Origin of the sequence: Clostridium sp. AM28-20LB (assembly GCF_003480665.1) — a bacterium.
Lineage (GTDB): Bacteria > Bacillota > Clostridia > Lachnospirales > Lachnospiraceae > Otoolea > Otoolea fessa.
The window spans coordinates 39,350-66,315 of sequence record NZ_QUJN01000007.1 but is presented as its reverse complement, the minus strand read 5'-3'; the positions used below and the strand labels follow the sequence as shown (position 1 = coordinate 66,315).

Genomic DNA, 26,966 nt, shown 5'->3' with positions numbered 1-26,966 from the left:
AACCATCAAAGCAACAATCTTCCGTCAATATTTTCATATTTTATATATTCAATGTTACCATATGCTATATCAATATTTCAAGCTGCATTTGTAAAAAATGTCAATTCAATTAATTTCTAATGTATTTTATTTGTTGCTTTTCACTCTTTCGGCACCGCACAACTCCTCACTTCCTCATACCACTCCGAAAACTCTTCCACCAGAATATCGCAAAAATCCGCTTCTACACATATGCATGAATTTTTTCTCCACACATAGTACAAAAACGGATTCATTTTCACTCTTTTTCATTTATATCTTGTATCATTCGACGTTTACAGCAAAAGTTTCGCCACCAGCCACACTCCAGCAATTCCCAACAGCACCACTGAAAATACCGCCGACAATCCAAACACCAGCGTTCCTACTGCCAATGAAAGGATAAATCCTGCCAGGCTCAGAACAGCACCAAGTAGTCTTCCACACATGCCCAAGAGCAAGCCAACGCCCTTAAAAACAACTGCTAAAAATATAATTGCAAACAAAATCGGCATACAAACACCTCCTATCTATTTTCTTTTTTCCATACGTTATGCTTCATGATAAATGCGTCCACCCGATATCTTCTCTACGACTCCCGCCCCAGATACTCCCACACAAACCGCGATACTTCCGCCTTTTTATGGTACCGCTCCCGCACCGCATACACATGCAGCCGGGTCTTTGCACGCGTCATTGCCACATAGAACAGACGTCGTTCTTCCTCCATATCCTCATCCAGCATCGCGCGGCTGTGCGGCGTGATGCCCTCATTGGCATCGAGAATATAGACAATGGGAAATTCCAGCCCCTTGGCGCTGTGCATCGTCGCGAGTGTGATCGCATCCGTCTCCGTCCGCCGCTGCGCCGCCTGCCGGAGCAGTTCCTCCTTGTACGCGTCGATGTGTGTAAACCACTCGTCAAAGGTCTTGAAACCCGCCGCACTTTCTTTTAATTCGTCGGCAGTCTCTAAAAGTTCCTCCGGCCGCATCCGCCGGAATGCCGCATACTCGATCAGATATTCGTCGTATCCCATGCCCTGGCGGATATAATTGACGGCTGCCAGAGGTGACATCCGGGCGATGGCCCGCAGATCCCCTTCCAGACTCTCGATCCGCTCGGCAATCCAGTCTTTCTCCGCATAGAATACCTTCATCTTCTCGAACGAAACCGTCTCATCCGGCATCGCATCCCGGCTGATATACCGCTTCGGACGGTTGATGACCTGCAAAATATCTTCCCGCGCCCGGCTTCCCATGGCGATCCGGATATAGGTCAGGATATTTCGCGAAATCCAGTGTTCATAGAGGTTCGGCACCGTATCCCTTGTCCGGAAAGGAAGGTTGTATTCCATCAGCTTTTCCATCAGAAAACGAGGACCAGCATTGGTCCGGTATAAAACTGCGATATCCCCCGGCCGCACTCCCGACTGCAGATACAGCTGTATCTCCCTGACAATGGCCAGATTTTCTTCCCCCGGATCCTGCCAGAGCTTCGTGATCACGTTCTTCCCATGCCGTCCCGTTGTATGGATGGCCTTTGAAAAACGTTTCTGGTTTTCTCCGATCAGCCGCAATGCCGGTGCCACGATCTCCTCGGTACTGCGGTAATTCACATCCAGAAGAATCCGTCCGGCACCCGGATAATCCCGCTCAAACCCCAGCATAATCTCCGGTTTGGCCCCACGAAACCGGTAAATCGACTGATCATCATCGCCCACGATAAAAAGATTATCTTCCGGCTTGGCTAACATCCGCACGATCTCATATTGAAGCCGGTTGATGTCCTGAAACTCATCGATCAGGATGTACCGATACCTTCTCTGCCAGGCAGACAGGATATCTTTTCTTTCCGTAAAAAGTTCCAGACACAGCACCATCATGTCATCGAAATCGATGAGTCCGGCCCGGCTCATTTTCTCTTCATAGCCTGCATAGAGCTGACGGAAAACTGCATCCGGACAGTTTTTGGAATAGTAATGTTCCAGTGCAATCCTCTCTCCCTTGACAGAGCTTATCTCACTTAAAATGGAGGCTGCAAACTCATTTTCATCCTCCGGCTCCAGACCTCCGGCCTGAGCCAGCTCCCGGACAAACTGCATCTGCTGCTCTTCCCGGACAATATTGTCAGCAGTATATCGGTATGCCAGCTTTAAGATCCTAAAAAAGATCGAATGAAACGTGCCGAAGGTGACTCTGGATCCGCCGCCGGTCAATGCTTCATATCGCTCCCGCATCTCCTCGGCTGCTGCCCGGGTAAAGGTAATCACAAGAATATCCCCCGGATCGATTCCGTACTCCTTCGTCAGATACTGGACCCGATGGGTGATCACCGTTGTTTTCCCTGATCCCGGTCCCGCCAGAACCATCATGGGACCATCTTTATGCATGATTGCCTGTGTCTGTGCTTTACTGAATGCCATTTCCTGTTTCCTTACTCCACAATTCAAGAATATCTCGGCATATTTGCTTCGAAATTCGCATTTTGACGTGCAAGACATCCTTCTGCCGCGCATCTGAAGCAAATCTGTCAAGTACAAATGTAAGAAAAGTGCGCCTTGGAATGTATTTCTCACAAAGCGCACCTTTTCACTGCTTTTCATGCATCTACGATACATGAAAAAGCAGTTGTTTATTTACTACCTACTGATTTAATCTGCGAAGCCAAACTTGCTTCAAGTCGAACATCGACGGTTACGACAGCCTACTGCTGTGCCTCCAGAAGCTCAATTCCCTTCTTGATACGGCTGATCGACTCTTCCTTGCCAAGCACTTCCATAATCTCGGTCGCGCCTGCCGGCGTCATCTGCTTGCCGGATACAGCGGTACGGATCGGCCACATTACGAAGCCGGTCTTAACGCCCTCTTTGGATACATACTCGGACAACGCCGCGTACAGGGCGTCGTTGGAGTAGTCTTCCTGTGCTTCCAGAATCGGCAGAACATCTTTTAATACCTTTAAGGATGTCTCCAGATTGGTCTTCATCTTCTTGTGAACATACATCTGCGGATCGTACTCCGGCAGTGTCTCGAAGAAATCGATGTGTCCCTCAATATCCGGGAAAATCTCGATTCTCGTCTTAACCATCGCCGCGATCTTCTTCAGATCCAGATCCTTGGTGATTACTTTTTTGATGTACGGCTCTGCCATTTCATAGAACTTATCAAAATCCATCGCCTTGATGTATTCGCCGTTCATCCATTTCAGTTTTACCATATCGAAAACAGCCGGAGATTTGCTGATATTCTTGTAGTTGAACTCTTTTACCAGCTCGTCTAAGGAGAAAATCTCCTGATTATTTTCCGGTGACCAGCCAAGCAGGGCAACGAAGTTGACAACTGCCTCGGAAACGAAGCCCTGATCGATGAGATCCTGATAGGAAGAATGACCGCTTCGCTTGCTCAGCTTCTTGTGCTCCTCGTTCGTGATGGTCGGGCAGTGCACATAAACCGGAACCTCCCATCCGAATGCGTCGTACAGACGATTGTACTTCGGTGAAGAAGACAGGTACTCGTTACCGCGGACTACATGGGTGATCTGCTGTAAATGATCGTCCACCACATTTGCGAAATTGTAGGTCGGGAATCCATCCGATTTGATTAAAACCATATCATCCAGCTCGGAGTTATCTACGGAAATATCCCCGTAAATCTCATCGTGGAAGGTAGTCTTTCCCTCGGTCGGATTGTTCTGACGGATGACAAACGGCTTTCCTGCCTTTAAGTTTGCCTCTACCTCTTCCTTGGAAAGGTGCAGGCAGTGCTTATCATAGGTCATGATCTCTTCGCCGTTTACTTCTCTCTTTAAGCTGTTTAAGCGTTCCTGATCGCAGAAACAGTAATAAGCTTCGCCTTTATCGATCAGCTTCTTCGCATATTCCATGTAGATGCCCTGTTTCTGACGGTCGCTCTGTACATACGGGCCAACCGGACCTCCGATGTCCGGACCTTCGTCATGCTTCAGTCCGGTATCGCGCATCGTATTGTAAATGATCTCGGTCGCGCCTTCAACGAAACGCTCCTGATCGGTATCCTCGATTCGTAGGATAAAATCGCCGCCCTCATGTTTTGCAATCAGGTATGCGTATAATGCAGTTCTTAAGTTTCCTACATGCATTTTGCCTGTCGGGCTCGGTGCGTATCTGGTTCTGATCTTTGTCATACTTTTCACACGGCTGTCTGGAAGCTTATGTTCCAAACAGTTTTTCCTTTCCTAGAAATAATTAAAATATTGGAATTATAAAATAAAGTAACTGTTCCGTAAGTCTGCGCATTTACTGCGCTGACCGTACGAAAACATGGGCCAGCAGGCAGGTAATTTATATCACGCCTTCATATTCAGCAGATGGCACGCCAGCTGGAAATAAATCATCAGGCTGCACGCATCCACGATCGTCGTGATCATCGGCGACGCCATGATCGCCGGGTCGAGATGGATCGTCTTCGCCGCAATCGGAAGCACACATCCGATCGTCTTCGCGATGATAACCGTGCAGAACAGGCTGATAACTACCGTCAGGCAGATGAGTACCTGCCCCGGATACTGGATCATCAGGCGCACGAAATTGACAAGCGCCAGAGAAAGTCCACAGAGCATTCCCACGCGGATTTCTTTCCACATAACTTTCAGAATATCCGCCGGTTCTACCTCGCCGACCGCCATACCACGGATGATCATCGTGCTCGCCTGGCTGCCGGAGTTTCCGCCCGTATCCATCAGCATCGGAATAAACGTAACCAAAAGCGGAATTACCGAAAAGGCATTCTCATATTTTAACAAAATACCGCCGGTCACCATACTGCTCAACATCAGGATCATCAGCCACGGAATACGATTTCTCGCAAGCTGGAACACGCCCGTCTTCAGGTACGGCTTCTCACTCGGCAGCATCGCCGCCATCTTCTCGAAGTCCTCCGTCGCCTCCTGCTCCATGACATCCATGACATCATCGACCGTGATGATGCCGACCAGACGGTCTTCGCCGTCCACAACCGGTAAACTCAAGAGGTTGTACTCATTGAACGTCTCCACGACCTTTTCCTGGTCTTCCGTCGTATACGCCTTGATCACATGCGGATCCATGATATCGCCCATGAGCGCCGCATAATCATTCATCAGAAGATCCTTGACCGTCACAACGCCCTCTAAGCGGCGTTTTTCATCCATGACGTAGCAGGTGTAAATCGTCTCCTTGTCCACACCATATTTCCGGATATAATCAAATGCCTGCTCCACCGTCATATTTTTCTTGAGTCCCACGTACTCCGCCGTCATGACGCTTCCGGCGCTGTTTTCCGGGTAATTGAGGAACTGGTTGATCAGTTTTCTCGTATCCGGGCTGGAGTTCTGAAGTACGCGCCGCACGATCGTCGCCGGCAGCTCCTCCAGCATATCGACCGCATCATCGACATACAGGTCGTCAATGATGGCACGCAGCTCATTATCCGTAATACTGGTAATGATATGCTGCTGCTGTTCGACTTCCAGACAGGCAAATACCTCCGATGCCAGCTCTTTCGGCAGCATACGGAATACAACGACCGTCTTCTCTGAATCCAATTCTTCGATAAATGAGGCAATATCCACCTCATTCATCTCGACCAGCTGGCTTTTCAGCTCCCGGTACTTCTTCCCGGACAGCAGAGCCAGCAGCTCTTCTTTCTTCTCTTCTTCTAACATTCCCGTCTCCTTCCAAAATATTGTCATTTTGGAAATCGGACAGGCTGCTCCCTTCCTGCTCCTGCACACAGGCAGAATGCCGGAAACTTATCCACAGATGCGGCAGTGTACACAAGGAATCCGCTGTTTGCAGCTGTCATTCCTGCAAATGCATGTGTACGCTGCCTTCGGTTCTGGGTAGCTGCCGTCTGATTCCGCCTTATGACTCCGGCTTTCCATTGTGTTCACTCCTCTCCTGATTTTCTCGCATGAAAACATCCGGCAGATTGATGCTCGATACCGGATGTCTCTTTTTATTATAATAATTGAATGAAAAAATAGCAATCTTTTTATCGAAGTTATCCAAAAAAACGTTGTAAAAAAGTAATTGTTCACGGGTAGGCACTTTTGGAACCGAAAATGCCGCTCAGATACCACCACGGCGGCAGCAGCTTTCGCACACCCGCGGCTCCCGGCAAAAAGAGCGAAGCGTCAAAAAAGATCGGACAGAGCAGGAGGCTCGCAAGGATAAACACCGGAATCAGCGCCGCCAGAAATCCCGGCTTCCGGCAGACTGCCAGGCATCCAAAGGCATACATGGTCACGAAGAAGAGATAAAAAAGCAGCTTTCCCGCCTCTAAAAGCGGCTCTGCCCCATTTCCCGACGCCAGAAGCGCCGCATAGGCCGAAATGGATGCTAAAAAGACAAACGCCGCGATCTCCGCCGTCTGCAGCAGCCACCGCTCCCGGCTCCGAACCGCCGCATAAAGCCCACGCTCTGCATCCTCGCCCGCCATGACAGCTGCCGCCAGCCCCATGATAAAAAGGAAAACCGCCGTCAGCCCGCGCACTGGAAAGACCACCTTCATCGCCCCTGTCTGCAGTGCCGTTCCTCCCTGTAAGGTCTGATAATCAAAGGTAAAGGTGCTTCCGTTGCTGCGGTATTTTTCATAAAGTTCCATCAGCACGCCGCACGCCTTTTCCCGCGCCTCCGTCGTCTGGCAGCGCGCCATCACCGTCTGGAATGCCGCTCCATTTTTCCCATAGTCCGCCAGCAGTTCCCGCCCATACACCTCGAACAGTTCAGAAAATATCTTTTCTGATATAATTTTCTCTGCCACTGTGGACGGCGACACCAGCACGCGGACCGCACGGGTATAATGCCCCTCGTCCAGCCGTTCTTTTAATCCCTCTGGAAACAGGTAGGCGCACTCCGCCCGTCCGGTCATAACCGCCTCCTTTGCCTCTTCCTCCGTCCCGCACGGATAAAAGAAAAATGAACGGCTCTCTTCCGATTCCAGTCTTTCTGCAAGCGCCTGATTCCACGCATCCGTTCCCGGGCAGAGCGCCACCGCGATCCGCCCGGAATCCCGTTTTTCCACCTGATGGAGCGCGCCCATTCCCAATGGAAAGATCAGAAGAAACAGGAGGAACACCGGGCGGTAAAGAGCCCGCCGCAGCGTCATTCCAAACATACAGAACCACCACGCCAGCTTCCGCATCCGTCAATCCCTCCTTTTTCCGGCGGCAAGCGCCAGTGCAAAGCATGCCAATGCCGCCGCAGCCAGTTTCCACAGCACCGGAACCGCCCCTGTCTCCTCGCCCGAAGCAATAAAGCGGATTCCATCCATCCAGAGCACCGTCACCGTCATATTTCCGACTTTCTGAACCAGCTCCGGCAGAAAGACGGACGGGATGATGCCGCCCGCCAGAAAGAGAAATACCACATTAACCGCAAACAACGTCAAAATCGCCGCTGCCGAACTTCTGCACACCTCATAAAACAGCAGAATCCACGCCGAAACTGCCGCGCAGGTCAGCCCCCACGCCGCCAGTTCTTCCCGCCCCGCCAGCGCATATCCCTTCTGCACCGCCCAGCCATAGCCGCCCGCCGTGACTGCCATCAGAAGAAGCGTCATGCACAAGCATTTGCAGAAAAGCGGATACCACCGCCGGATCCCGATACGCCGAAGCCCCTGTTCCAGCGCCTCCGTCTGGGGCGCCAGAAACGGCGCTGCCGGGATTCCGGTAAGAATCATCAGAAATACAATCCCCGAAATTCCATAAAAGACCGCCGTCGATACATCCCCCGCCGCGCTGACCGTTTTCTTCCGGAAAAGTGCCTCCCGGTTCATCGCATATTTTAAAAAGATACGGTTCAAATCCTGTTCAGACACCGGAATCTGTTCCGGCACTCCCTGGATATTTAAACATTCATTTGCCGCGTAGATCGCCGCCTGCGAAGTGCCAAGCATCGAACTGCCCGACTCTGCCAGCTCCCTGAAAACGGTGCCTTCCAGCCCGCTCTCATCCGGAAACCAGATCGTGGCGGGCTGGTTCGTACCGTCCAAAATGCCGCGCGCCATGCCGGACGGCACCTCGAAAACCGCCTGAAGCTCCCCGCTTTTCATCTTTTGGAACGCTTCATCGTGTTCCAGATATGAAAAGTCGCAGAGACTTTCCACGCTGTCCAGCGAGGCAATCATTTTGGTTATCTTTTCCGAAAGCGCATCGTCCTCCGGAAGCACCACGCCCACCTCGATTTTCTTTAATGAAGTTTCCCCATATAAAACCTTAGATGCCGAAAACGCCGCCATGCCGACGAGCAGCACCATCACCGCCAGCCCTGCCAGAAAATACGGCAGCTGGCGGAGCAGGCGCTTTCCGGTCAGCAGCAGATATATCATATATGTTCGCATTTTCCGCCGCCTATGACATGACTTTCAGGAGAATTGCGAACAGGTTGCCTGTTATCTCCGTTGTGACCTGGTTATAATCCTCCTCGGAGGAAGCCAGCACATCAAATGGAACGCCGTCCGGCTGCGCGATCTCATCCTCCAGCGGGTTGACATAATAGGAACCGGCAAATTCAACATAAGAACTGCTTCCATTTAACAATGTAGTTTCCAGACGCAGGGAATCCATATCGATATGGACGCTCTCGCCCTTTGAAAGGTCGCTGACCGCGCCATTCGCCGTGAGCGACGCCTGAGACGCACCGTTACTCTGCAAATCCAGCTTTACCTCATAGCTGCCGTCCGCGATCTGATAATCGCCATCCAGGATAAACTGGTATTTCTCTTCGTCATCTTCCAGGGTCGCAATTACCTGACCACTCCAGCTCTTTCCAGCCTCGTAAGCGCCTGTTTTATCCAGGGAAACCGTGATAATCTGACCGTCCGAATCCTCAATATTTAACGCCCCATTCACATTCGACAGCATGTTGTAACCGCCGCCAAAGGAAATATCACCATAAAAACGGACATTTTCTTCCTCAACCGTTGCATCCGTCTCGTAGGAAAATCCAGCCATTTTGCCGTCTTTTCTCACATAGACATCCATCGTCACATCCCCGATGGTATTTTCCATTTCCTCTACCAGATTGTCCAGCACCGCTTCCGCCTGGGCCCAGAGTTCCTTCTGCTGTTCCTCCGGATCCACGCTCTCTCCGTCCCCGTCCGCTGCATAGATGCCGCTTGCGCCGCCTGCCAGTTCCAGATAGCGCACCACATCCTGCTTGAGCGTCTCATCGTTCAGGAAAAATTCTCTCGTCGTCTTTGCAAAGCTGATCAGCGCATCCTTCGGCAGAGTCACATGGTAACCGCGGCAGTTCTCGCTCTGTCCGTCGATGGTAAACTCTTTTTTGTCATTCTCAGTGACGGTCATAGCCGCTTTGAGGTCATCAATCGCCTTGCTTCCCTCTTTGTAGCGGTTCCAGAGTGCTTTCAGATCCAGCATCGGCTCCTCGTCCGAAAGCGCTTCCTTGTACTGTCCCAGATAATTTGCCAGCCCCTCAATATCAATCCCCTGCTCTTCGAGCTTCTGCGCCGCATACGGAGAATTAATGAGCTGTCCTTCCAGATCATTGGCATAGTCAAGGGTAAACATACGGCTGGAAAGTACCGGAATCGCCGCCATGATCTGTGTATCATCCATGTAAAGCTGTGCGTCCGCCAATTCTCCTCCGCCATACTGCAAGGAAAGATTTAGCAGCTGCCGTCCGCTGTCCACATCGCGCTTCACATCCAGACCGATGCCCGCACCGCTCATCTGGTTCAGGGATTCATCGGAAATACCTGTCATACTTAACTCCATCCCCGTCTGCGCGGATCCCTTCTGTAAAAGTTTTTCCAGCTCTTTCGTCCCAAAGATCTCCTCAGACGGATTTAACTGCCCTTCCGCCGTGATGCTCTTGAACGCATCGATCACTGTGTCCTTCGGGTCTGCCTGATGGCTGAGCATCACACCGCCGCCGACCACGGCCACCGCTGCGGCTGCTCCGGCTGAAATGAGCCATTTCTTCCTGCCAGAACCATTTCCGCCCGTTCTGCCACCGTCACTGCCGCCTGCAGCATTTCCACCGATTCCGCCGCCAGCACCAGCGGATCCGCCTGCACTGGTTCCATCCGCTGTGTCAGATGCGGCCGTAAGCGCCTGCGCCGCTGCCTCTGCCGGGTTTAGCGGGGTTGAATTGCTTGACATGTTTGTATTGTTTGCATTGTTTGTGTTGTTTGTGTTGTTTCCCTCTTTCACCTTGTACCTCCTCCTGTTTTCTCACTCTTAAAACGTTACTGTTCACGCATACGTGCCCAGTAACCTTAAAACCTCTGTATCAGCTCCCGCGCCGAAAGCCCTGCCTCCGTCGGAACCAGCACACCGCCCTTTAATACATACAGGGTTGTACACGCCCCTATCTCTCCCATCTCATGGGACGTCAAAAGAACTGTCCCCCCTGCTTTCACATAGCTCCTGATATAAGTCAGGATCTGCTCCTTTGCCTCCAGGTCAAGCGCTGCCCCCGGTTCATCGAGAATCAGGATATCCGCGCGTCCGGAGAGTGCCGCCGCGATGCTCAGCCTCTTTTTCTCTCCGCCTGAAAGCCGTCCCGCCTGCGTTTTCAAGAATCGATCCACACCCAGCACATGACCGACGCCGCATTCCAGATCCCGCTCCATCTCCCGCCGTTTTCCCCGGAACCAGAGACGGTAATTATCAAATGCCGTCAGCTCCGGGATCAATGGATTTTCCTGAGGCACATAGGCGATTTTTTCTTCTAATAGACGATGTCTTCCAAGCGCCTCCTGCCCGTCAATCCGAATACTCCCCCGATTCGGCTTGCGGATCCCCGCGAGGATCGAGAGCAGCGTCGTCTTGCCGCATCCATTTCCGCCGACAATCCCGATGCATTCCCCTGGATTTGCCCGAAAAGAGACATCTTTTAGGATCGTCCTTCCGCGGTACCGTTTTTCTATCCCTGTTACCTCTAACATATTTTTCCTCTTTGTAAAGTAAAAAGGAACACCGCAAAGCAGAAGCGAACCGCTTCTCTGCCTTGCAGCATTCCTTACTTTATCTGGTCTGCGCCGCAGTGATGCAGGCACATTGATTTTATGATGGATGATTGCAGCACATCGTGTGCATTTGCAATCTATTTATTATTTATTTTCAGCCAGATCGCCTGGTTTCATGCTCAGGTTGATACGACCCATCTTATCGACCTCGATTACCTTTACAGTAACTTCATCGCCGATGTTGACAACATCCTCTACCTTCGCTACGCGCTTGTCCGAAAGCTTGGAAATATGAACCATACCATCTTTGTTCGGAGCCAGCTCTACGAATGCACCAAAATTCATGATACGGACAACGGTACCTGTCAGAATCTGACCCGGCTCGATGTCGGTCACGATGCCCTTGATGATGGAAACTGCCTTGTCGATCATTGCCTGATCGGTGCCGCATACAGATACGCTTCCGTCATCCTCGATATCGATCTTAACGCCGGTCTGCTCGATGATCTTGTTGATTACCTTGCCCTGTTTGCCGACTACATCGCCGATCTTCTGCGGATCGATGGAGATCTGAACGATCTTCGGAGCATACTGGCTGACGGTCTTTCTCGGCTCGGAGATAACCGGCGCCATAACTTCATCCAGAATGTAGAGTCTTGCCTCTCTCGTCTTAGCGATTGCCTCCTCGATGATCGGGCGGGTCAGACCGTGGATCTTGATATCCATCTGGATGGAAGTAATACCCTTGTGAGTACCGCCTACCTTGAAGTCCATATCGCCGAAGAAGTCTTCCAGACCCTGGATATCGGTCAGAACGATGTAATCATCATCGGTGTCGCCTGTTACCAGACCGCAGGAAATACCAGCTACCGGAGCTTTGATCGGTACACCTGCTGCCATCAGGGACAGAGTGGATGCACAGATACTTGCCTGGGAGGTAGAACCATTGGATTCCATCGTCTCAGATACGGTACGGATTGCATACGGGAACTCTTCCGCAGTCGGAAGTACCGGCACAAGCGCACGCTCCGCCAACGCACCATGACCGATCTCACGGCGTCCCGGTCCTCTGGACGGTTTGGTTTCGCCTACGGAGTAGGACGGGAAGTTGTAATGGTGCATATATCTCTTGGATGTCTCGTTCTCATCCAGTCCGTCGATCTTCTGTGCCTCGGACAGCGGAGCCAGTGTACAGATATTTAAAATCTGTGTCTGTCCACGGGTGAACATACCGGAACCGTGTACACGCGGCAGAATGTCGATCTCTGCTGCCAGCGGACGGATCTCGGTGATACCGCGGCCATCCGGACGCTTGTGATCTTTGAGGATCATCTTGCGGACAGTCTTCTTCTGGTACTGATATACAGCCTCACCCAGAACAGCCAGCCACTCCTCGTTATCAGCAAATGCCTCTTCCAGGCGCTCGGTGATTGCGCGGATATTCTCTTCTCTCTTCTGTTTCTCGTCTGTAAATACAGCCTCTTCCATCTCTTCCTGCGGAACCAGCTCACGAATCGCTGTAAACAGCTCTTCCGGAACTGCACAGCTCTCGTAGGAATGTTTCGGCTTGCCGCACTCTGCTACGATGGTGTCGATGAATTTGATGATCTCCTGGTTTACTTCGTGTGCCTTGAAGATCGCATCGATCATGATGTTCTCCGGAACTTCCTTTGCGCCAGCCTCGATCATGATAACCTTCTCGCGGGTGGAAGCAACGGTCAGAGCCATATCAGATACTTTCTTCTGTGCGTTGGTCGGGTTTACGATAAACTCGCCGTCGATCATGCCGATCTGGGTGGTCGCACACGGACCATCAAACGGGATATCGGAAATGCAGGTTGCGATTGCAGAACCTAACATTGCGGTATACTCCGGGCTGCAGTCCTGGTCAACGGATAATACGAGGTTATTTAAGGTAACATCGTTGCGGTAATCCTTCGGGAACAGTGGACGCATCGGACGGTCGATAACACGTGCAGTCAGAACTGCGTTCTCAGATGCCTTTCCCTCTCTCTTGTTAAATCCGCCCGGAATCTTTCCGACCGAATACATCTTCTCCTCAAACTCAACGCTTAACGGGAAGAAATCAATACCGTCACGCGGCTTGTCAGAAGCTGTCGCGGTTGATAATACGGTTGTATCTCCATAATGCATAAATGCAGCACCATTTGCCTGAGCTGCTACACGGCCAACATCCACTGTTAAAGTTCTGCCAGCCAGTTCCATCGAAAAACTCTTGTACATCTCATATCTCCTTTCATCTTGTTTTGCAGAAGAACCTTCACATTCTCATACGCCGCTTTCGGTTCCAAAAGTGCCTTTCTGTGAAAAGTAATACCGAAACTACTGCTCTGCCCGCAAATATGTTTTTCTGCTTTACGGGTACAGCAGCGGTCTCGGACTTTTCTTCTACATAAACAACTAGGGTGGATTGCTCCACCCTATACGTTTTAATCTTAATTACTTTCTGATGCCTAACTTCTCGATCAGTGCACGGTATCCTTCCAGATCGGATTTCTTTAAGTAATCCAGAAGACCACGTCTCTGTCCTACCATCTTCAGAAGTCCGCGGCGGGAATGATGATCCTTCTGATTGGATTTTAAATGCTCTGTAAGCTCAGCGATTCTAGCGGTCAGAATTGCGATCTGAACCTCCGGTGAACCTGTATCGCCTGCTTTTCTTCCGTACTGTTCGATAATAGCTGCTTTCTTTTCCTTTGAAATCATTGTGATTTCCTCCTTAAAATTATTCTTACCGTATGCTAAGTTTATGTCGGAGTCGTCAAAAAACTGAGCACCGGCGGACTCATACGTATTTAGTATAACACAATATGTTTTCGGTGTAAATCATTTTATGCAGGTTTTTTCTCGATTTTTATTCCCGTTTCTTCCTATGCTCCTGGTCCCACTGCAATATTTCCACCATTATCCCCCGAAGGACCTCCCGGTCCTGCCTGGGTCGGTGCCGCAGTCTCTGGCGCTTTCGTCTCCGCCTGCGTTGACGCTGTGGTCGGTGCCGGACCCGGTGCCTGTGTTTCTGCCGGTGCTGGCGCCTGCGTCTCTGCCGGCGCTGGTGTTTCTGCTGGCGCCGTGGTCTCTGCCGGCTTCGTCTCCGCCGGTTTTGCCGTACCGCTCGTCGTACTCTTCTCCGTACCAGGCAGATTGTAGCAGATCACCGGAGTTCCTGCCGAAATATTGTCAAAGATCGTCTTTGCAACACTCGGCGGCAGATTGATACAGCCGTGGGAACCGCCCGTCTTGTAAATCGCACCGCCAAAACTGCTTCTCCACTTCGCATCATGCATACCGATACCATTATTGAACGGCATCCAGTAATTAACCGGCGTCCGGTAATTCTCACCCTTCAGGACCGCATTTTTCTGCTTATATGCCAGCGGATACGAGCCTGCCGGGGTTCCCCAGCCTTTCGCTAGGTTTCCAGATACGAAATCCGACTCTACCACCAGCTTTCCTTCTTTATAGAAGAAAAGGTGCTGTCCGGTCAGGTTGATCTCCACGTAAGTGTCGCCGTAGTCATTTGCCCCATGGCTCGCCGCCTTCTGGGAATACTCCGGCTCACGCGTCGTACTCTCGCCGGAGGCAATTATCGCTGCCAGCGCTTCCGTCTCTGCCGCCTGGTTGATCTTCCAGCCATAGGTTCCGCCGCTTACCTGAATCGTGGAACCATACGATGTTTTCAATGTTTTCGCTTTGTTTGAAGTATTGTGTGCTTTCGCCATCTCAGACACGTACTCCGACACCTTGGAGGAATCTACCGAAACACTTCCGTCTGCATTGGCAATCAGCCACCTATGAATCTGATCTCCATTTAAGGTCTCCGTCGAATCGCCAAACTGGTATGTCACGCTCATTTTCGCGTATTTATTCATCTTATCCAGCTGTTCTGCCAGAGATGCATCGTCTTTCAATACCGTCGGCTTCTTATAGACATCTGCTTCCTCCAGCGATAAATGATCCTGCAGATTCTCGATCGCACCCGTTACCGCCTGTGTCAGCTTCTCCGCCTCGACTGCCGTTCCTTCCTGTTCGGGCTCAATCGAATATCCCTGTCCGGACACATACTCAGAAATCTTTGCATTGACCGGTTCTACCGCTTTCTCCGGGTCTAAACACGATAAATTCCGGATCTGGCTTTCCAGCGCCGCATCGTCATACGCCACCATGGTTCCGATCGTATATTCTTCCTGTTTCATATGCCACAGCCATGCGAACGGGTTCTGCGCCGCTACCATCTTTTCCAGGCTGCCGTCAAACTCCGCATGCAGTTTGATATCGGTTCCGGCGATGGTTTCTGTCTGATTATTTCTCTCATCGATCGTCAGTGTATAACCATTCACACCTTCCGCAATCAGTTCCTGCACCTCTGCCGCTGTCTTTCCGGACGCGTCAACACCGTTGATCTGCGTATTCGGAAAGAAACGGGTCTTATATTTCTGGGACATTCCCACATAGACGCCTCCGGCTGCCACGAGCAGAATGCCCGCCGTACAGGCAGCGATCCACGCCGCCTTTTTACCGTTTTTTCTATGCTCAGCTTTCAGAGCTGCCTTTTCCGGGGTGGCTTCCGTCCAGGATGCCGTCTTTCCGGAATCCTGTCCCCGCTGCGGCGCCGCATGGGCTGCCTCCCGCCCTGTACCCGCGCTCTGATTTCCACGGGCGCGGCTGCGCTTTCGACTGGCTGTCTCCTCCGGCTCTTTCTCCGGCAGGCGTTCCGGCTCTTCCCACCGGTTCTGATCCTGACGCTCTGGCTGGTGTATGTTTTCCATGTCCAGCTCTGCTTCCCTTAGGATCCGTTCTTCCATATCCCGGTCGAAATAATCATCATCCAAATAGCCCTCATCCGGCTCATCCAGATAATCTTCATCTTCCAGCATAATCTCCCGGCTGTTCATCGCCGTATTTCGTCTCACCGGCTCCCGCCCATCTTCGCGGCTGCCGGAACGTGAATTTTCATTCAAATTCCCGTTTCTATCTGTCATCTTCCTATTCTCCCTTTAAAAATCCAATACGGGTTCCTACTCCCGGAAGGACCTGCCATTCAAGTAATGGTTTTATCATTTGACATATTTTTCTGACAAAAATCCATGCTATCTGTGTTGCTGGTCCTCCATCGTCCTATTGTATATAAGTTTTAAACGGAAGTCAACTTACAAAACTCTGTCATTTTCTGGTATATTCTGTTACGTTTCTGTTCACGGGTAGGCACTTTTGGAACCGAAAGTGCCGTAAGAAAACGTGGTGGCAGCAGGAATTTGCCGTATTTAAATGCGAAGCCACGGCAAATTCCGTTACTGGGCACGTATGCGTGAACAGTAACTATATTCTGTTACAGAACGCGTAATGGGACGTGATTTTCTATGAAACAGAAACAAAGAGCTGCCGCGCCGCATTTTTATGTCAGCCCGACAGCTCTTTTCTATTTTTGTCCTGTCCGTATTCTATTTCTCCAGCTTTCCGAACAGTCCTTTCTTCTTATGTTTCTCGCCCTCCGGTGCAATTCCGTTCATGGCATCGTCAAACTTGCGAAGCGCTTCCTTCTGTGCCTCGGTCATTCGCTCCGGAACCTGCACCACCAGCGTCACGAAATGGTCGCCGCGCACGTTGCGGTTACGCAGAGACGGAACACCTTTTCCTTTCAGACGGACTCTCGTATCTGTCTGGGTTCCCGGTTTGACCTCATACTCTACCTCGCCGTCCACCGTCTTGATGCGGATCGGACCGCCGAGTGCTGCTTTCACGAAGGAGATCGGCACGGTTGAGTAGATCGTTGTATCCTGACGCTTGAAGATCGGGTGCTGGGATACCACTACTTCTACCAGCAGATCTCCGCGCGGACCGCCGTTGGTACCTGGTTCGCCATTGCCGCGGTCACGCAGCATCTGACCGTTGTCGATACCTGCCGGGATCGTCACTTTGATCTTCTTTCTCTTCGCTACATAGCCGGTTCCGTAGCAATCCGGGCATTTATCCTTGATGATCTTTCCGGTTCCGTTACAATCCGGACAGGTCTGTACATTCTGAATCTGACCAAAGAACGACTGCTGCGTGTACATGATCTTGCCTTTACCGTTACATTTCGGACAGGTCTGCGGCTGGGTTCCCGGTTTTGCACCCGTTCCATGACATTTCTCACAGGTTTCCTTTAAGTTTAACTCCAGCTCTTTTTCACAGCCGAAGATCGCTTCTTCAAAAGTAATCCGCACACTAGTACGCACATCCGCGCCGCGCATCGGTCCGTTGCTTCTGCCGCCGCGGCTGCGTCCGCCGCCAAAAATATCTCCGAAGATATCTCCGAAAATGTCTCCCATATCGCCGCCGTTGAAATCAAAACCACCGAATCCGCCAGCGCCGCCTGCACCGCCGTCAAAAGCCGCATGGCCGAACTGATCATACTGACGTCTCTTCTCCGGATCACTCAGTACGCTGTACGCCTCCGATGCCTCCTTAAATTTATCGGCTGCCGCCTGATCGCCCGGATTTGCATCCGGATGATACTTTTTGGCCAGGGTTCTGTATGCTTTTTTGAGTGTCGCATCGTCCGCATCTTTCGGGACGCCTAAGACCTCATAGTAATCTCTCTTACTCTCTGCCATTTCAGCTCTTCCTTCCCAAAATCCGCCGGTACATTTGACCGCATCCGGCAGAGTTTCTATCGTATCTATTTATCTTCCCACAACGTAACTGTTCAGTACCTTCACAGTCACGCGCAGTAAATGCGCAGACCTACTGAACAGTTACCCCAAAACCTACAAATGGGGGTCTGCCGCAGATTCCTGCGACAGCCCCTCACTGCGTTTTTCTATTGATACCCCGATGCCCCGGATTGCTCCGCACTACCTGCTCCCGCAATCCTCAAAAGCATTCGTAATCCGCTCATTTTTCTTTGAAAAATGGCTGCCTATTATATTATACCTCTTTAAAGTCGCCGTCAACTACATTATCGTCGTGCGGTGCACTTCCTGCATCAGCTGCACCCTGAGCACCGCCCTGTGCTCCTGCTGCGCCAGCTGCCTGTGCCTGCTCGTAAACCTTGCTGAAGAGTGCCTGTGCACTGTTCATCAGTTTCTCCTTGCCAGCCTTGATTTCATCAATCTGTGCATCGGTCATCTGGTCGATCGGAGCTTTGTTGATAGCTTCTTTCAGTGCATTTAAGTCAGCTTCTACGGCTGCTTTATCGTTTGCATCGATCTTATCGCCTACATCCTGCAGAGCCTTCTCGGTCTGGAATACCATGGAGTCAGCTTCATTTCTTGCATCGATGCCCTCTTTTCTCTTCTTATCCTGTGCCTCGTACTCAGCTGCCTCTTTGACTGCCTTGTCGATATCGGAATCGGACATATTGGAACCAGAGGTAATCGTGATGTGCTGCTCTTTACCTGTACCAAGGTCTTTTGCAGATACATTTACGATACCATTTGCATCAATATCGAAGGTAACCTCAATCTGCGGAACACCTCTTCTTGCCGGAAGAATGCCATCCAGACGGAAGGTTCCCAGTGTCTTGTTGTCCTTTGCGAACTGTCTCTCGCCCTGTACAACGTGGATATCAACAGCGGTCTGGTTATCAGCTGCGGTAGAGAAGATCTGGCTCTTCTTGGTCGGGATTGTGGTATTTCTCTCAATCAGTCTGGTTGCTACACCACCCATAGTCTCGATGGACAGGGACAGCGGAGTTACATCCAGAAGAAGGATATCACCGGCACCAGCATCGCCAGCCAGCTTACCACCCTGGATAGCTGCACCGATTGCTACGCACTCATCCGGGTTTAAGGATTTGCTCGGCTCTTTACCAGTCAGACGTTTTACTTCTTCCTGTGCTGCCAGCATACGTGTGGAACCACCTACCAGAAGTACTTTGCTTAACTCAGAAGCAGTGATACCAGCATCTTTCAGTGCGTTCTGTACCGGAATTGCGGTTCTCTCGATTAAGTCTCTGGTCAGCTCATCAAATTTAGCTCTGGTCAGGTTCATATCCAGATGCTTCGGTCCCTCGCTGGTTGCAGTGATGAACGGAAGGTTGATATTGGTTGTAGTTGCGGAAGAAAGCTCTTTTTTCGCTTTCTCAGCTGCTTCTTTCAGTCTCTGAAGCGCCATCTTATCAGCGGAAAGGTCTACACCCTCTGCTTTCTTGAACTCGTCGATCATCCACTGGGTAATACGGTTATCGAAATCATCGCCGCCCAGATGTGTATCGCCGTTGGTTGCCAGAACCTCGATAACGCCGTCACCGATCTCGATGATGGAAACATCGAATGTACCGCCACCTAAGTCATATACCATGATCTTCTGCTCTTTCTCATTATCAAGACCATACGCAAGCGCTGCTGCCGTCGGCTCGTTGATAATTCTCTTTACATCCAGACCAGCGATCTTACCTGCATCCTTGGTTGCCTGACGCTGTGCGTCGTTGAAGTAAGCCGGAACAGTAATAACTGCCTCGTTTACCTTCTCGCCCAAGTAGCTCTCTGCATCTGCTTTCAGCTTCTGCAGAATCATCGCGGAAATCTCCTGCGGCGTATATTTCTTGTCATCAATGGTTACTTTGTAGTCGCTGCCCATGTGTCTCTTGATAGAAGAAATTGTCTTCTCAGCGTTGGTAACTGCCTGACGCTTTGCCGGCTCGCCGACCAGTCTCTCGCCTGTCTTTGTAAATGCCACAACGGACGGTGTGGTACGGATACCTTCTGTATTTGCGATAACAACCGGTTTACCACCTTCCATAACGGCTACACAACTGTTTGTTGTACCTAAGTCAATACCGATAATCTTGCTCATAGTTATTTCCTCCTGAAATTATCTTTTTCTGGCAGTTCTCTTTCTCCTCATGGGAGCTAAATTCTGCCGCCTGTCTGTCTATATTATATCAAATCAACCACCAGCACCGAATTCTGGGTGCCAGCTGTCTACGTGTTACCTATTTTAATTTGCCACTTTTACCATGCTGTGGCGAACCACGCTGTCACGGTATACATAGCCTTTCTGGAACTCCTCGGCTACCACATTCTCACCCAGGTTTTCATCCTCAATATGCATCACTGCATTGTGGAAGTTCGGATCAAATGGCTGACCAACCGCTTCGATTGGCTTTACACCTGCATCGCCCAGTGTTTTTACGAGCTGCTTGTAAACCTTATCCATGCCCTCGGCGAAAGCACTTTTTTCTTCGCCCTCCGGGATGGTCGCCAGACCACGCTCGAAATTGTCCACCACCGGGAGAATCTTCTCGATGATGTCCTTTGCGCCAATCTCATACATTGCTGATTTTTCTTTCTCCGTTCGTTTCCGGAAATTGTCAAATTCAGCCATCGTGCGCTTCAGGCGATCCGTCAGCTCCTCGATCTGCTCATCTTTCTTATCCTTCTTCTTGGAGAAAAATCCTTTTTTCTCTTTTTCTCCCTCCGGCGCTTGTGCGTCTTCCGAAGAAGCTTCCTTTTCCTTCACTGCCTCAGCTTCTGCCTGATTTTCTGTTTCTTTTACCTGCTCCTCATTTGCCGCCTCGGCTGCTTTGGAATCTATCTCTGTCTTTGCCATGTCTCTCACCTCTTTATTTTGCACATCCGTGCTACTCGGTATCTTTATGATTGAATGTCTGATCGAGCTGGCTCTTTAATGAGCGCAGGGTCGATACAACTTTGTCATAATCCATTCGTTTCGGTCCAACGATTCCTATCGTTCCCCGAAGTCCGTCCCCCAATTCATAATTGGCAGTAACGATACTGCAGTCCTTCATCGACTGCACCTGTGTCTCACTTCCGATGTAGACCTGAATCTCATTTTTCTTATCGCTGTCCGCATCGTCCTCGGTAAGAATCTCTCTCCAGAGGTCTTTCTGCTCCAGTGTCCCGATGAGCTGGCTGGCTTTCGCGCCATCGCTCAGTTCCGGATATTTGAAAATGTTCGTCGTACCTTCGGTGTAAATCTGTAAATCTTCCTCGCCGGAACGAATCGCCTCGGCCACCTCGCTTAGTACCACATCCACGATGTGGCTGCGCTCGCCTGCCTGCCCTTTCATCCGGGTAATGACATCCAGATTAATCTGCTCCATCGTCAATCCGTTGAGACCGCTATTTAAAAGAATATTCAGATTCAGGATGTCCTCATCGGTAAGCTCTGCATCAAGTGTCACAATCGAGTTCTTGATAATGTTGCCTTCTAAAACAGTGACAATCAGGAGTTTCCCGGCTTCCACTCTGGAAAGCTGTATAAACTTGATCTTCGTCTGGTGATACTGCGGTCCGCTGATCAGCGTCGCATAATTCGTATTGCTCGCCAAAAGCTTTGCCATCTGCTTTAACAGAAGCTCCACCCGATCCACTCTCTGGATGACCATATCACGCACTTGCGTGACCTCCGTCTCTTTCTCATGAATCAACTGATCTACATAGAAACGATATCCTTTATCCGAAGGAATCCGGCCTGCCGATGTGTGCGGCTGAATGATATATCCCAGTTCTTCCAGATCCGACATCTCATTTCGAATCGTCGCCGAACTGAGTTTCAAATCGGAATACTTGGAGATCGTTCTGGAACCAACCGGCTCTCCGGTCTCCAGATAGTTCTGGATAATCGCTTTCAAAATCTTTTCTTTTCTCTCATCCAGTTCCATCCAATCTCTCCTTCCGTGCATCCGCTTCCGCCGATCTCTTAAACCCGCTCTGGAAGTTTTCTGTTAGCACTCAATCTATCAGAGTGCTAATATCTACAGTTCATACTATATTACTTACGCAAGTATTTGTCAATGATTTTTTTCGGTTTTTAAAAAATTTTTTTTCTTCTTTTTTCGAATAAAATTTTCCATTCTGCATACCCTGTTTTTAGGCACGCTGATTTTCACACTTTCTATAGGTAGAAACTCCCTTACCCGCTTTCCCGTTTGCGTTCGAACAAGTTTTCGACTTGTCGAACCTCCGACTGCTTCCAGAGCCCTATTTCCGGCTCTCCGGCTTGACATTTAACATTTTTGTAATATAATAGTAACAAATTATAACATTTGTAAACGCATTGCAATATTTGTGAGATACACAATCGTTGCGGTGAGACAAATGAATCTAAATTGAAATGAGAGGTTTTTATTTGATGAATATGATGAACACCATGCGGCGCGGTCTTGCCACAACGGCAATGAGCCTGGTCTGTCTCATGGCAGGCACCATGAATACACTGGCAGCCACAGATGCCGGAACCGAGCTTGTCTCCCAAATAGATGCGGCAACCGGTGAAGAAACAAACGGCACTTCCACCGAAGCAGCCCAGACACCATCTGGTCCGGCTTCCGATCCGGAGCTGATTAGAAAGCAGACAAACGCTGCTGCGGAAGAAGCAGCTGACACGAACGCTTCCGAGGCAGAAGTCGCTGCATTTTCAAATGAGTCTGCACAGGCGGAGGCAGAGAACGCTGACGAAGCTGCAATGACTGAAAATACTGACACAAATGCTGCTGCCGAGGCACAGGAAGCAGATGCACCTGCTGAAATCTACGCCGGACGTTTTACGACAACTGCTTACTGCAGCTGCCGCAGATGCTGCCGTGGCGGAAAGAACCGCACTAAATCCGGCACCATTCCGCAGGCAGGACATACCATTTCCGCCGACTTGCGCGTATTCCCGCTCGGAACCAAACTCCGCATCAACGGCGTTGTCTATACCGTCGAGGACAGCGGCAGCGGCATCCGCGGAAACAAACTGGACATCTTCTTCAACTCCCACAGTCAGGCACTGCAGTATGGAAAGAGAAGCGCCGATGTCTATATTGTCCGATAATTACATTGATTTTAAGCAAAAAAGGGTCTTGCAGATAGAAAATCTTTCATCTGCAAGACCCTTTTTTTATAATTCTTATTTGTAACTGTTCAGTACCTTCACAGTCACGCGCAAAAATCCATTAAAAATTGCCTACGGCAATGGGATTTTTGCCTGCTAGCCCATGTTTTCGTACGGTCAGCGCAGTAAATGCACAGACCTACTGAACAGTTACCCTTATTTTACTTAATCCGTCAGCGCCTTATGATATTTCGTTTTCCGGTAAATTTTCCAAATAATGATACCCGGAATGCTCACGGTACATACGACGGTACTCACGCCTCCGATTACTCCATATATTCCAAATAAGATGGCTGCGATGATGTTCATACTTAATTCCTCCTGACTCATTCATTTTTCAATGCAAGCTCACTATGCTTTGTTCCCCATTTTATTCTTTTTATCCAAAATGAAAAGAGTTTCGGCGCATCCTTAGCAAGACTTTAATCATCCTTTCGCTTTCTTACGTTATTCATAATAATTTCGAAATATAAGTTAAAAGCGTGAAAATATTGATTTTAAAGGGTTTTTTCAATTTTTTAAAACTTTTTCAATTTTTTTCAAAAAAACGCTTGCATTTTTTGGGAAGGCGTGATAGTATATAGGAGTCGCTGATGAGCACCGCTTCAAAAGCGAGAAAATCATATCGAGGCGTGGCTCAGTTTGGTAGAGCGCTGCGTTCGGGACGCAGAGGTCGCGTGTTCGAATCACGTCGCCTCGATTGAACAAAATTAAATATGGCCTGTTGGTCAAGCGGTCAAGACGACGCCCTCTCACGGCGTAAACCCGGGTTCGATTCCCGGACAGGTCACTGGAAAGAGATTCGAGATTCGAGTCTCTTTTTTATTTTCTTCATTCTTGACCTTTCACCAAATCATGTAAACTATAACTGATTTTTGCCGATGCTCCGCATTCCAGATCGGCAAAATACGCTTTTCTACAGTATCGAACAGAATTTTCAGTCCAGAAAATTCCTGCCTGCAAATAGTAACTCTCCTTTTTTCTTCTTCATATACTGCAATATAGCCAATATGAAAAGAGGTATCTTTTTATGGAAACATACAACTACGATGCAGCAGCAGTGCCTGGGGGGGATGCTGACACGACTCCGGCGGCGGCACCGGAGACGGATGCGGCAGCAGCTGGAACCAGTGATACGGCACAGTCTGGATTTAGTTCTCAGCCTCCTGTTATCTTAACATATCCGGACAGCTCATCCAATGATCTTCAGGTATCTCCGGGCTTCGGACCATACGGGGATGTGATGCCCAGCCTGCCGTCCAATAATTATGACCGCCCAAACACCGGCGGCTGCATGAACTGCGGCGGTTCCAACTGGAAGCCATCTCCAAATGGCGCGCTCTGGACCTGGGGCATTCTCTCGCCGTTCTTTTCCACCTCATCGGAGATCGCGCACCTGCGTTTCTACAATGCCGCCTCCATCCGCGAACCCATCGATATATACCTGAACGGGCGTCTGGTCGTATCCGATCTGGATTACATGAATTATACGCGCTATATGCACATCATCCCCGGCATCTACCAGCTGACCGTCTACCGCCGGACCAATCCGGGCTTCGCCATCGTCAACACGAATATCCGGCTTCGCAGCGGTTACAGCTACACGCTGGCGGTTCTGGGTACTTTTAATGATTTTTCGGTACAGATGCTCAACGCCTGATCGCTTTTATTTGAGAAAAGTGTAAATGCGCAGACCTACTGAACAGTTACAGAAAAGCTTCTTCGCGCGAGTACACATCCTCGCGGAGCGTTTTTTGTTTCATAGGACGCAATTTCCTAGGACGCAATTTCCTATGAAAAAAGAGACCGCCACGTTCACGCGTGCGGTCTCTCTTCCGTGTCCTCTGCAATTATAAATTTATGATGAGAATATAACTGTCCGAACCTTAAACAGCCATCTATTTTTCCGGCTCATCTGTCCGGTTTGCTTCCTCGATCTTTGCCAGATGCGCGGCTGCAAATTCTTTGATTGCCTCAAAACTCTGCGGGCTGATCACATGTTCAATGCGGCAGGCATCTTCCACTGCCACCTCTCTTGGCACATCCAACGCTACCAAAAGCTTTGTCAGTAATGTATGACGCTCATAAATCATCTCCGCGATCTTCCGTCCCGACGGCTCCAGAGTGATATATCCCTCATGATCCATCGAAATATAACCGTTTTCACGAAGATTCTTCATCGCAACGCTGACGCTTGGTTTTGAATACCCCAGCTCATTGACTACATCGATCGAACGGATCATCGGCTTGCGATAGCTTAACATAAGAATCGTTTCCAGATAATCCTCTGCTGACTGCTGTATTTTCAAAGTGATTCCCTCCAAACTTCTAACACATAACCGGTCTGGCTTCGTGCCTCCCCGTCTCCCGCAGAATCATCTGCCCAAGCTTCCGACCAGTTACCATAATATTATATATTAGAATACCATACTTGGAAGAATATTTCAAACCATATTGAACAATATATCGGTTCCAAAAGTGCCTACCCGTGAACAGTTCCCCGGCGGATGCCCCTATACTATACAATCTGTTTTTTCATATTTTTCATCTAATACTTAGCAAGCTGCACAGTGTTCCTGCAAAATTTCTTCCAACGCGGTTTTGCTGCTGGTGTGGCAGCGGACAACTTCTGTCCGGCTTCCCTTTGCACCATCAACCGCCGTCCGAATCATTTTATGGGAAACGGTGCTTGTAAAGAGTACAAGCAGATCCGGCGCTCCGATCTGTTTGCCGAAATCCGCCGTCATCTGTGTAAATACCTTTGCCTTACAGTTAAATGATTTGCAGATTTTCACGTACTGGCTGACCATGCGGTCATGACCACCTACAATTACAACACTCATATTTTATCCTCCGAAAGTTAGCTCTGTCTAACTGCTGATGAAGTTAGTGTACACTAACTCATCTTGTTTGTCCAGAGGAAAATTGAAATTCATAGAAAATTCATAGAAATAAACGTACCGTGCAAGACTATTTTTCACCAACCAACCTTATCTTACACGGTATGCATTTTCCCATTATCCATTTTTATCCAATACTAATTTTTATCGTATTTTACGCTTTTAACACCTCCTCTGTTACTCCCGTTTTTCCTATCCCAGCTTTATACACCTCCAATCCTGATATCGCTATATCAAACATCCAATCCGTTTCGCACAGAAATCTCATTTTCTGATACACATCCCAACGGCTCATCGACGCATGTTCTTCTAATTGATAGTTTCTTCCCAGCTGCCGGTATGCATGAAGCCCCAGTCTATGATATGGCAGAAATTCCAATTCCTGACAATTTTTAAGTTCCTGGCATAACTGCGCCGTTTTCCGAATATTTTCCACATCATCATTGACTCCTTCTACCAGCGGCACACGGACATGAATCGAATGCGGCGCGCAGATCGCATCGGCTTTGCGGATATTTTCCAGAATACAGGCATTGTCCTGCCCCGTCCATTTCTTATGCTTTTCCGGATCCATGGTTTTCACATCCACATAAAACATCTGCAGATGCGGCACGATCCGTTTCACATTTTCAAACGAAGTAAACATATCTAACTCTGCCGCCGCATTGATACAGGCATCATCACAGGCCTCCAGCAGTGCTTCCGCAAAATCCGTCTGACAGAACAGATCACCTCCTGAAAGTGTCACGCCACCACCAGAATAGAAGAAAAACATCTCATCCTTCTGGATCTCGCGCATTACCTCTTTTACGGTCATCTCCTTGCCATAGATCTGCTGTGCCCGGTAATTGCAGGCATCCACACACTGAAAGCACTGTTTACAGCTGCTGTAATCCCTCACGATCTCTCCCGTTTTTTCGCTCCGGCGAAGTGCCTGTTCCGGACAGACCTGGATGCAGGCACCGCATCCGGTGCAGCGCTCTTTCATATAGTAGACTTCCCGCTGCCCCGACTGTGACTCCGGTGTCGAACACCAGGCACAGCGCAGGGGACAGCCCTTAAAAAATACAACCGTCCGCATTCCCTTCCCATCGGAGAGGGATAACCGCTCAATCCGAAGAATATTTGCTTTTAATTCCATACGCTGTTCCTCCTGTCAAGTACACCTTGCCTGCTGCCCGCCACCGCGCATGATGCACATCCCCGGTAGCTGATTTGCCGTATTTTTTATGAAACACGGCAGATTTCACTCTTTTTC

21 protein-coding genes and 2 tRNA genes are annotated in these 26,966 nt (G+C 49.7%); 4 read left to right on the top strand and 19 right to left on the bottom strand.

Features of this window, described 5'->3' with window-relative positions; all coding sequences use genetic code 11:
- Positions 1-314: 314 nt before the first annotated feature.
- From DW739_RS12545 to hrcA, 15 genes are all read right to left on the bottom strand, one after another.
- Positions 315-533 (bottom strand): hypothetical protein, encoded by a 219-nt coding sequence (locus tag DW739_RS12545; protein ID WP_118684671.1) that lies wholly within the window; start codon positions 531-533, stop codon positions 315-317.
- Between the two features lie 74 nt (positions 534-607).
- Positions 608-2,440, bottom strand: a complete 1,833-nt coding sequence (locus tag DW739_RS12540; protein ID WP_118743151.1) for an ATP-dependent helicase — start codon at positions 2,438-2,440, stop codon at positions 608-610.
- Between the two features lie 281 nt (positions 2,441-2,721).
- Positions 2,722-4,179, bottom strand: a complete 1,458-nt coding sequence (gene gltX / locus DW739_RS12535; protein WP_118743178.1) for a glutamate--tRNA ligase — start codon at positions 4,177-4,179, stop codon at positions 2,722-2,724.
- A gap of 162 nt (positions 4,180-4,341) precedes the next feature.
- On the bottom strand, positions 4,342-5,697 hold the full coding sequence (gene mgtE / locus DW739_RS12530) for a magnesium transporter (protein ID WP_118467208.1): 1,356 nt from the start codon (positions 5,695-5,697) through the stop codon (positions 4,342-4,344).
- 371 nt (positions 5,698-6,068) lie between these two features.
- Complete coding sequence (locus DW739_RS12525) at positions 6,069-7,178, bottom strand: ABC transporter permease (protein WP_118743150.1); 1,110 nt, start codon at positions 7,176-7,178, stop codon at positions 6,069-6,071.
- 3 nt (positions 7,179-7,181) lie between these two features.
- On the bottom strand, positions 7,182-8,375 hold the full coding sequence (locus DW739_RS12520; protein WP_118743149.1) for an ABC transporter permease: 1,194 nt from the start codon (positions 8,373-8,375) through the stop codon (positions 7,182-7,184).
- A gap of 10 nt (positions 8,376-8,385) precedes the next feature.
- A complete protein-coding gene (locus DW739_RS12515) occupies positions 8,386-10,209 on the bottom strand; it encodes a zinc ribbon domain-containing protein (protein WP_118743148.1) in 1,824 nt (607 codons plus the stop codon).
- Positions 10,210-10,274: 65 nt separating this feature from the next.
- A complete protein-coding gene (locus DW739_RS12510; protein ID WP_118695792.1) occupies positions 10,275-10,946 on the bottom strand; it encodes an ABC transporter ATP-binding protein in 672 nt (223 codons plus the stop codon).
- A gap of 165 nt (positions 10,947-11,111) precedes the next feature.
- Positions 11,112-13,211, bottom strand: a complete 2,100-nt coding sequence (locus DW739_RS12505) for a polyribonucleotide nucleotidyltransferase (protein WP_118743147.1) — start codon at positions 13,209-13,211, stop codon at positions 11,112-11,114.
- 216 nt (positions 13,212-13,427) lie between these two features.
- Positions 13,428-13,694 (bottom strand): 30S ribosomal protein S15, encoded by a 267-nt coding sequence (gene rpsO, locus DW739_RS12500; protein ID WP_022358577.1) that lies wholly within the window; start codon positions 13,692-13,694, stop codon positions 13,428-13,430.
- A 164-nt stretch (positions 13,695-13,858) separates the two neighbouring features.
- Positions 13,859-15,967: a L,D-transpeptidase family protein gene (locus DW739_RS12495; protein ID WP_118743146.1), complete on the bottom strand. Its 2,109-nt coding sequence runs from the start codon at positions 15,965-15,967 to the stop codon at positions 13,859-13,861.
- Positions 15,968-16,426: 459 nt separating this feature from the next.
- On the bottom strand, positions 16,427-17,581 hold the full coding sequence (gene dnaJ / locus DW739_RS12490; RefSeq protein ID WP_107001096.1) for a molecular chaperone DnaJ: 1,155 nt from the start codon (positions 17,579-17,581) through the stop codon (positions 16,427-16,429).
- A 313-nt stretch (positions 17,582-17,894) separates the two neighbouring features.
- Positions 17,895-19,763 carry a molecular chaperone DnaK gene (gene dnaK / locus DW739_RS12485; RefSeq protein WP_022359496.1) on the bottom strand — a complete coding sequence of 623 codons (1,869 nt, stop codon included), beginning with the start codon at positions 19,761-19,763 and terminating at the stop codon, positions 17,895-17,897.
- 144 nt (positions 19,764-19,907) lie between these two features.
- A complete protein-coding gene (gene grpE / locus DW739_RS12480; RefSeq protein WP_118743145.1) occupies positions 19,908-20,519 on the bottom strand; it encodes a nucleotide exchange factor GrpE in 612 nt (203 codons plus the stop codon).
- A gap of 31 nt (positions 20,520-20,550) precedes the next feature.
- Positions 20,551-21,594 (bottom strand): heat-inducible transcriptional repressor HrcA, encoded by a 1,044-nt coding sequence (hrcA, locus tag DW739_RS12475; protein ID WP_022359494.1) that lies wholly within the window; start codon positions 21,592-21,594, stop codon positions 20,551-20,553.
- Positions 21,595-22,064: 470 nt separating this feature from the next.
- Here hrcA and DW739_RS12470 point away from each other — a divergent pair, with 470 nt between their 5' ends.
- Entirely contained in the window at positions 22,065-22,748 is a 684-nt protein-coding gene (locus DW739_RS12470; protein ID WP_182427993.1) for a 3D domain-containing protein, read from the top strand.
- 225 nt (positions 22,749-22,973) lie between these two features.
- Here DW739_RS12470 and DW739_RS14975 read toward each other — a convergent pair whose 3' ends face one another.
- Entirely contained in the window at positions 22,974-23,117 is a 144-nt protein-coding gene (locus tag DW739_RS14975; protein WP_022358601.1) for a hypothetical protein, read from the bottom strand.
- A 317-nt stretch (positions 23,118-23,434) separates the two neighbouring features.
- On the opposite strand from DW739_RS14975, the gene DW739_RS12465 reads away from it, so the two are divergent.
- The 3 genes from DW739_RS12465 (at position 23,435) to DW739_RS12455 (ending at position 24,468) form a co-directional block, all read left to right on the top strand.
- Positions 23,435-23,508: transfer RNA gene (locus tag DW739_RS12465), tRNA-Pro, on the top strand.
- 18 nt (positions 23,509-23,526) lie between these two features.
- Positions 23,527-23,598 (top strand) — tRNA-Glu (locus tag DW739_RS12460).
- Between the two features lie 240 nt (positions 23,599-23,838).
- Positions 23,839-24,468 (top strand): DUF4397 domain-containing protein, encoded by a 630-nt coding sequence (locus DW739_RS12455; RefSeq protein ID WP_118743143.1) that lies wholly within the window; start codon positions 23,839-23,841, stop codon positions 24,466-24,468.
- A gap of 238 nt (positions 24,469-24,706) precedes the next feature.
- Here DW739_RS12455 and DW739_RS12450 read toward each other — a convergent pair whose 3' ends face one another.
- From DW739_RS12450 to DW739_RS12440, 3 genes are all read right to left on the bottom strand, one after another.
- A complete protein-coding gene (locus DW739_RS12450) occupies positions 24,707-25,117 on the bottom strand; it encodes a metal-dependent transcriptional regulator (protein ID WP_118743142.1) in 411 nt (136 codons plus the stop codon).
- 246 nt (positions 25,118-25,363) lie between these two features.
- Positions 25,364-25,651 (bottom strand): DUF2325 domain-containing protein, encoded by a 288-nt coding sequence (locus DW739_RS12445; RefSeq protein WP_022358490.1) that lies wholly within the window; start codon positions 25,649-25,651, stop codon positions 25,364-25,366.
- Between the two features lie 211 nt (positions 25,652-25,862).
- Positions 25,863-26,849, bottom strand: coding sequence for a glycyl-radical enzyme activating protein (locus tag DW739_RS12440; RefSeq protein WP_118743141.1), 987 nt, complete (start codon positions 26,847-26,849; stop codon positions 25,863-25,865).
- Between the last annotated feature and the right edge of the window lie 117 nt (positions 26,850-26,966).

What these genes read in the sequence shown, in the direction of transcription:
- mgtE (WP_118467208.1), bottom strand. Translation starts at nt 5,697, where the DNA reads ATGTTAGAAGAAGAGAAGAAAGAAGAGCTGCTGGCTCTGCTGTCCGGG.
- DW739_RS12510 (WP_118695792.1), bottom strand. Translation starts at nt 10,946, where the DNA reads ATGTTAGAGGTAACAGGGATAGAAAAACGGTACCGCGGAAGGACGATC.
- DW739_RS14975 (WP_022358601.1), bottom strand. Translation starts at nt 23,117, where the DNA reads ATGAACATCATCGCAGCCATCTTATTTGGAATATATGGAGTAATCGGA.
- dnaJ (WP_107001096.1), bottom strand. Translation starts at nt 17,581, where the DNA reads ATGGCAGAGAGTAAGAGAGATTACTATGAGGTCTTAGGCGTCCCGAAA.
- DW739_RS12445 (WP_022358490.1), bottom strand. Translation starts at nt 25,651, where the DNA reads ATGAGTGTTGTAATTGTAGGTGGTCATGACCGCATGGTCAGCCAGTAC.
- dnaK (WP_022359496.1), bottom strand. Translation starts at nt 19,763, where the DNA reads ATGAGCAAGATTATCGGTATTGACTTAGGTACAACAAACAGTTGTGTA.
- DW739_RS12525 (WP_118743150.1), bottom strand. Translation starts at nt 7,178, where the DNA reads ATGCGGAAGCTGGCGTGGTGGTTCTGTATGTTTGGAATGACGCTGCGG.
- DW739_RS12540 (WP_118743151.1), bottom strand. Translation starts at nt 2,440, where the DNA reads ATGGCATTCAGTAAAGCACAGACACAGGCAATCATGCATAAAGATGGT.
- hrcA (WP_022359494.1), bottom strand. Translation starts at nt 21,594, where the DNA reads ATGGAACTGGATGAGAGAAAAGAAAAGATTTTGAAAGCGATTATCCAG.
- DW739_RS12455 (WP_118743143.1), top strand. Translation starts at nt 23,839, where the DNA reads ATGGAAACATACAACTACGATGCAGCAGCAGTGCCTGGGGGGGATGCT.
- grpE (WP_118743145.1), bottom strand. Translation starts at nt 20,519, where the DNA reads ATGGCAAAGACAGAGATAGATTCCAAAGCAGCCGAGGCGGCAAATGAG.
- DW739_RS12545 (WP_118684671.1), bottom strand. Translation starts at nt 533, where the DNA reads ATGCCGATTTTGTTTGCAATTATATTTTTAGCAGTTGTTTTTAAGGGC.
- DW739_RS12520 (WP_118743149.1), bottom strand. Translation starts at nt 8,375, where the DNA reads ATGCGAACATATATGATATATCTGCTGCTGACCGGAAAGCGCCTGCTC.
- DW739_RS12505 (WP_118743147.1), bottom strand. Translation starts at nt 13,211, where the DNA reads ATGTACAAGAGTTTTTCGATGGAACTGGCTGGCAGAACTTTAACAGTG.
- DW739_RS12470 (WP_182427993.1), top strand. Translation starts at nt 22,065, where the DNA reads ATGAATATGATGAACACCATGCGGCGCGGTCTTGCCACAACGGCAATG.
- rpsO (WP_022358577.1), bottom strand. Translation starts at nt 13,694, where the DNA reads ATGATTTCAAAGGAAAAGAAAGCAGCTATTATCGAACAGTACGGAAGA.
- DW739_RS12440 (WP_118743141.1), bottom strand. Translation starts at nt 26,849, where the DNA reads ATGGAATTAAAAGCAAATATTCTTCGGATTGAGCGGTTATCCCTCTCC.
- DW739_RS12495 (WP_118743146.1), bottom strand. Translation starts at nt 15,967, where the DNA reads ATGACAGATAGAAACGGGAATTTGAATGAAAATTCACGTTCCGGCAGC.
- gltX (WP_118743178.1), bottom strand. Translation starts at nt 4,179, where the DNA reads ATGACAAAGATCAGAACCAGATACGCACCGAGCCCGACAGGCAAAATG.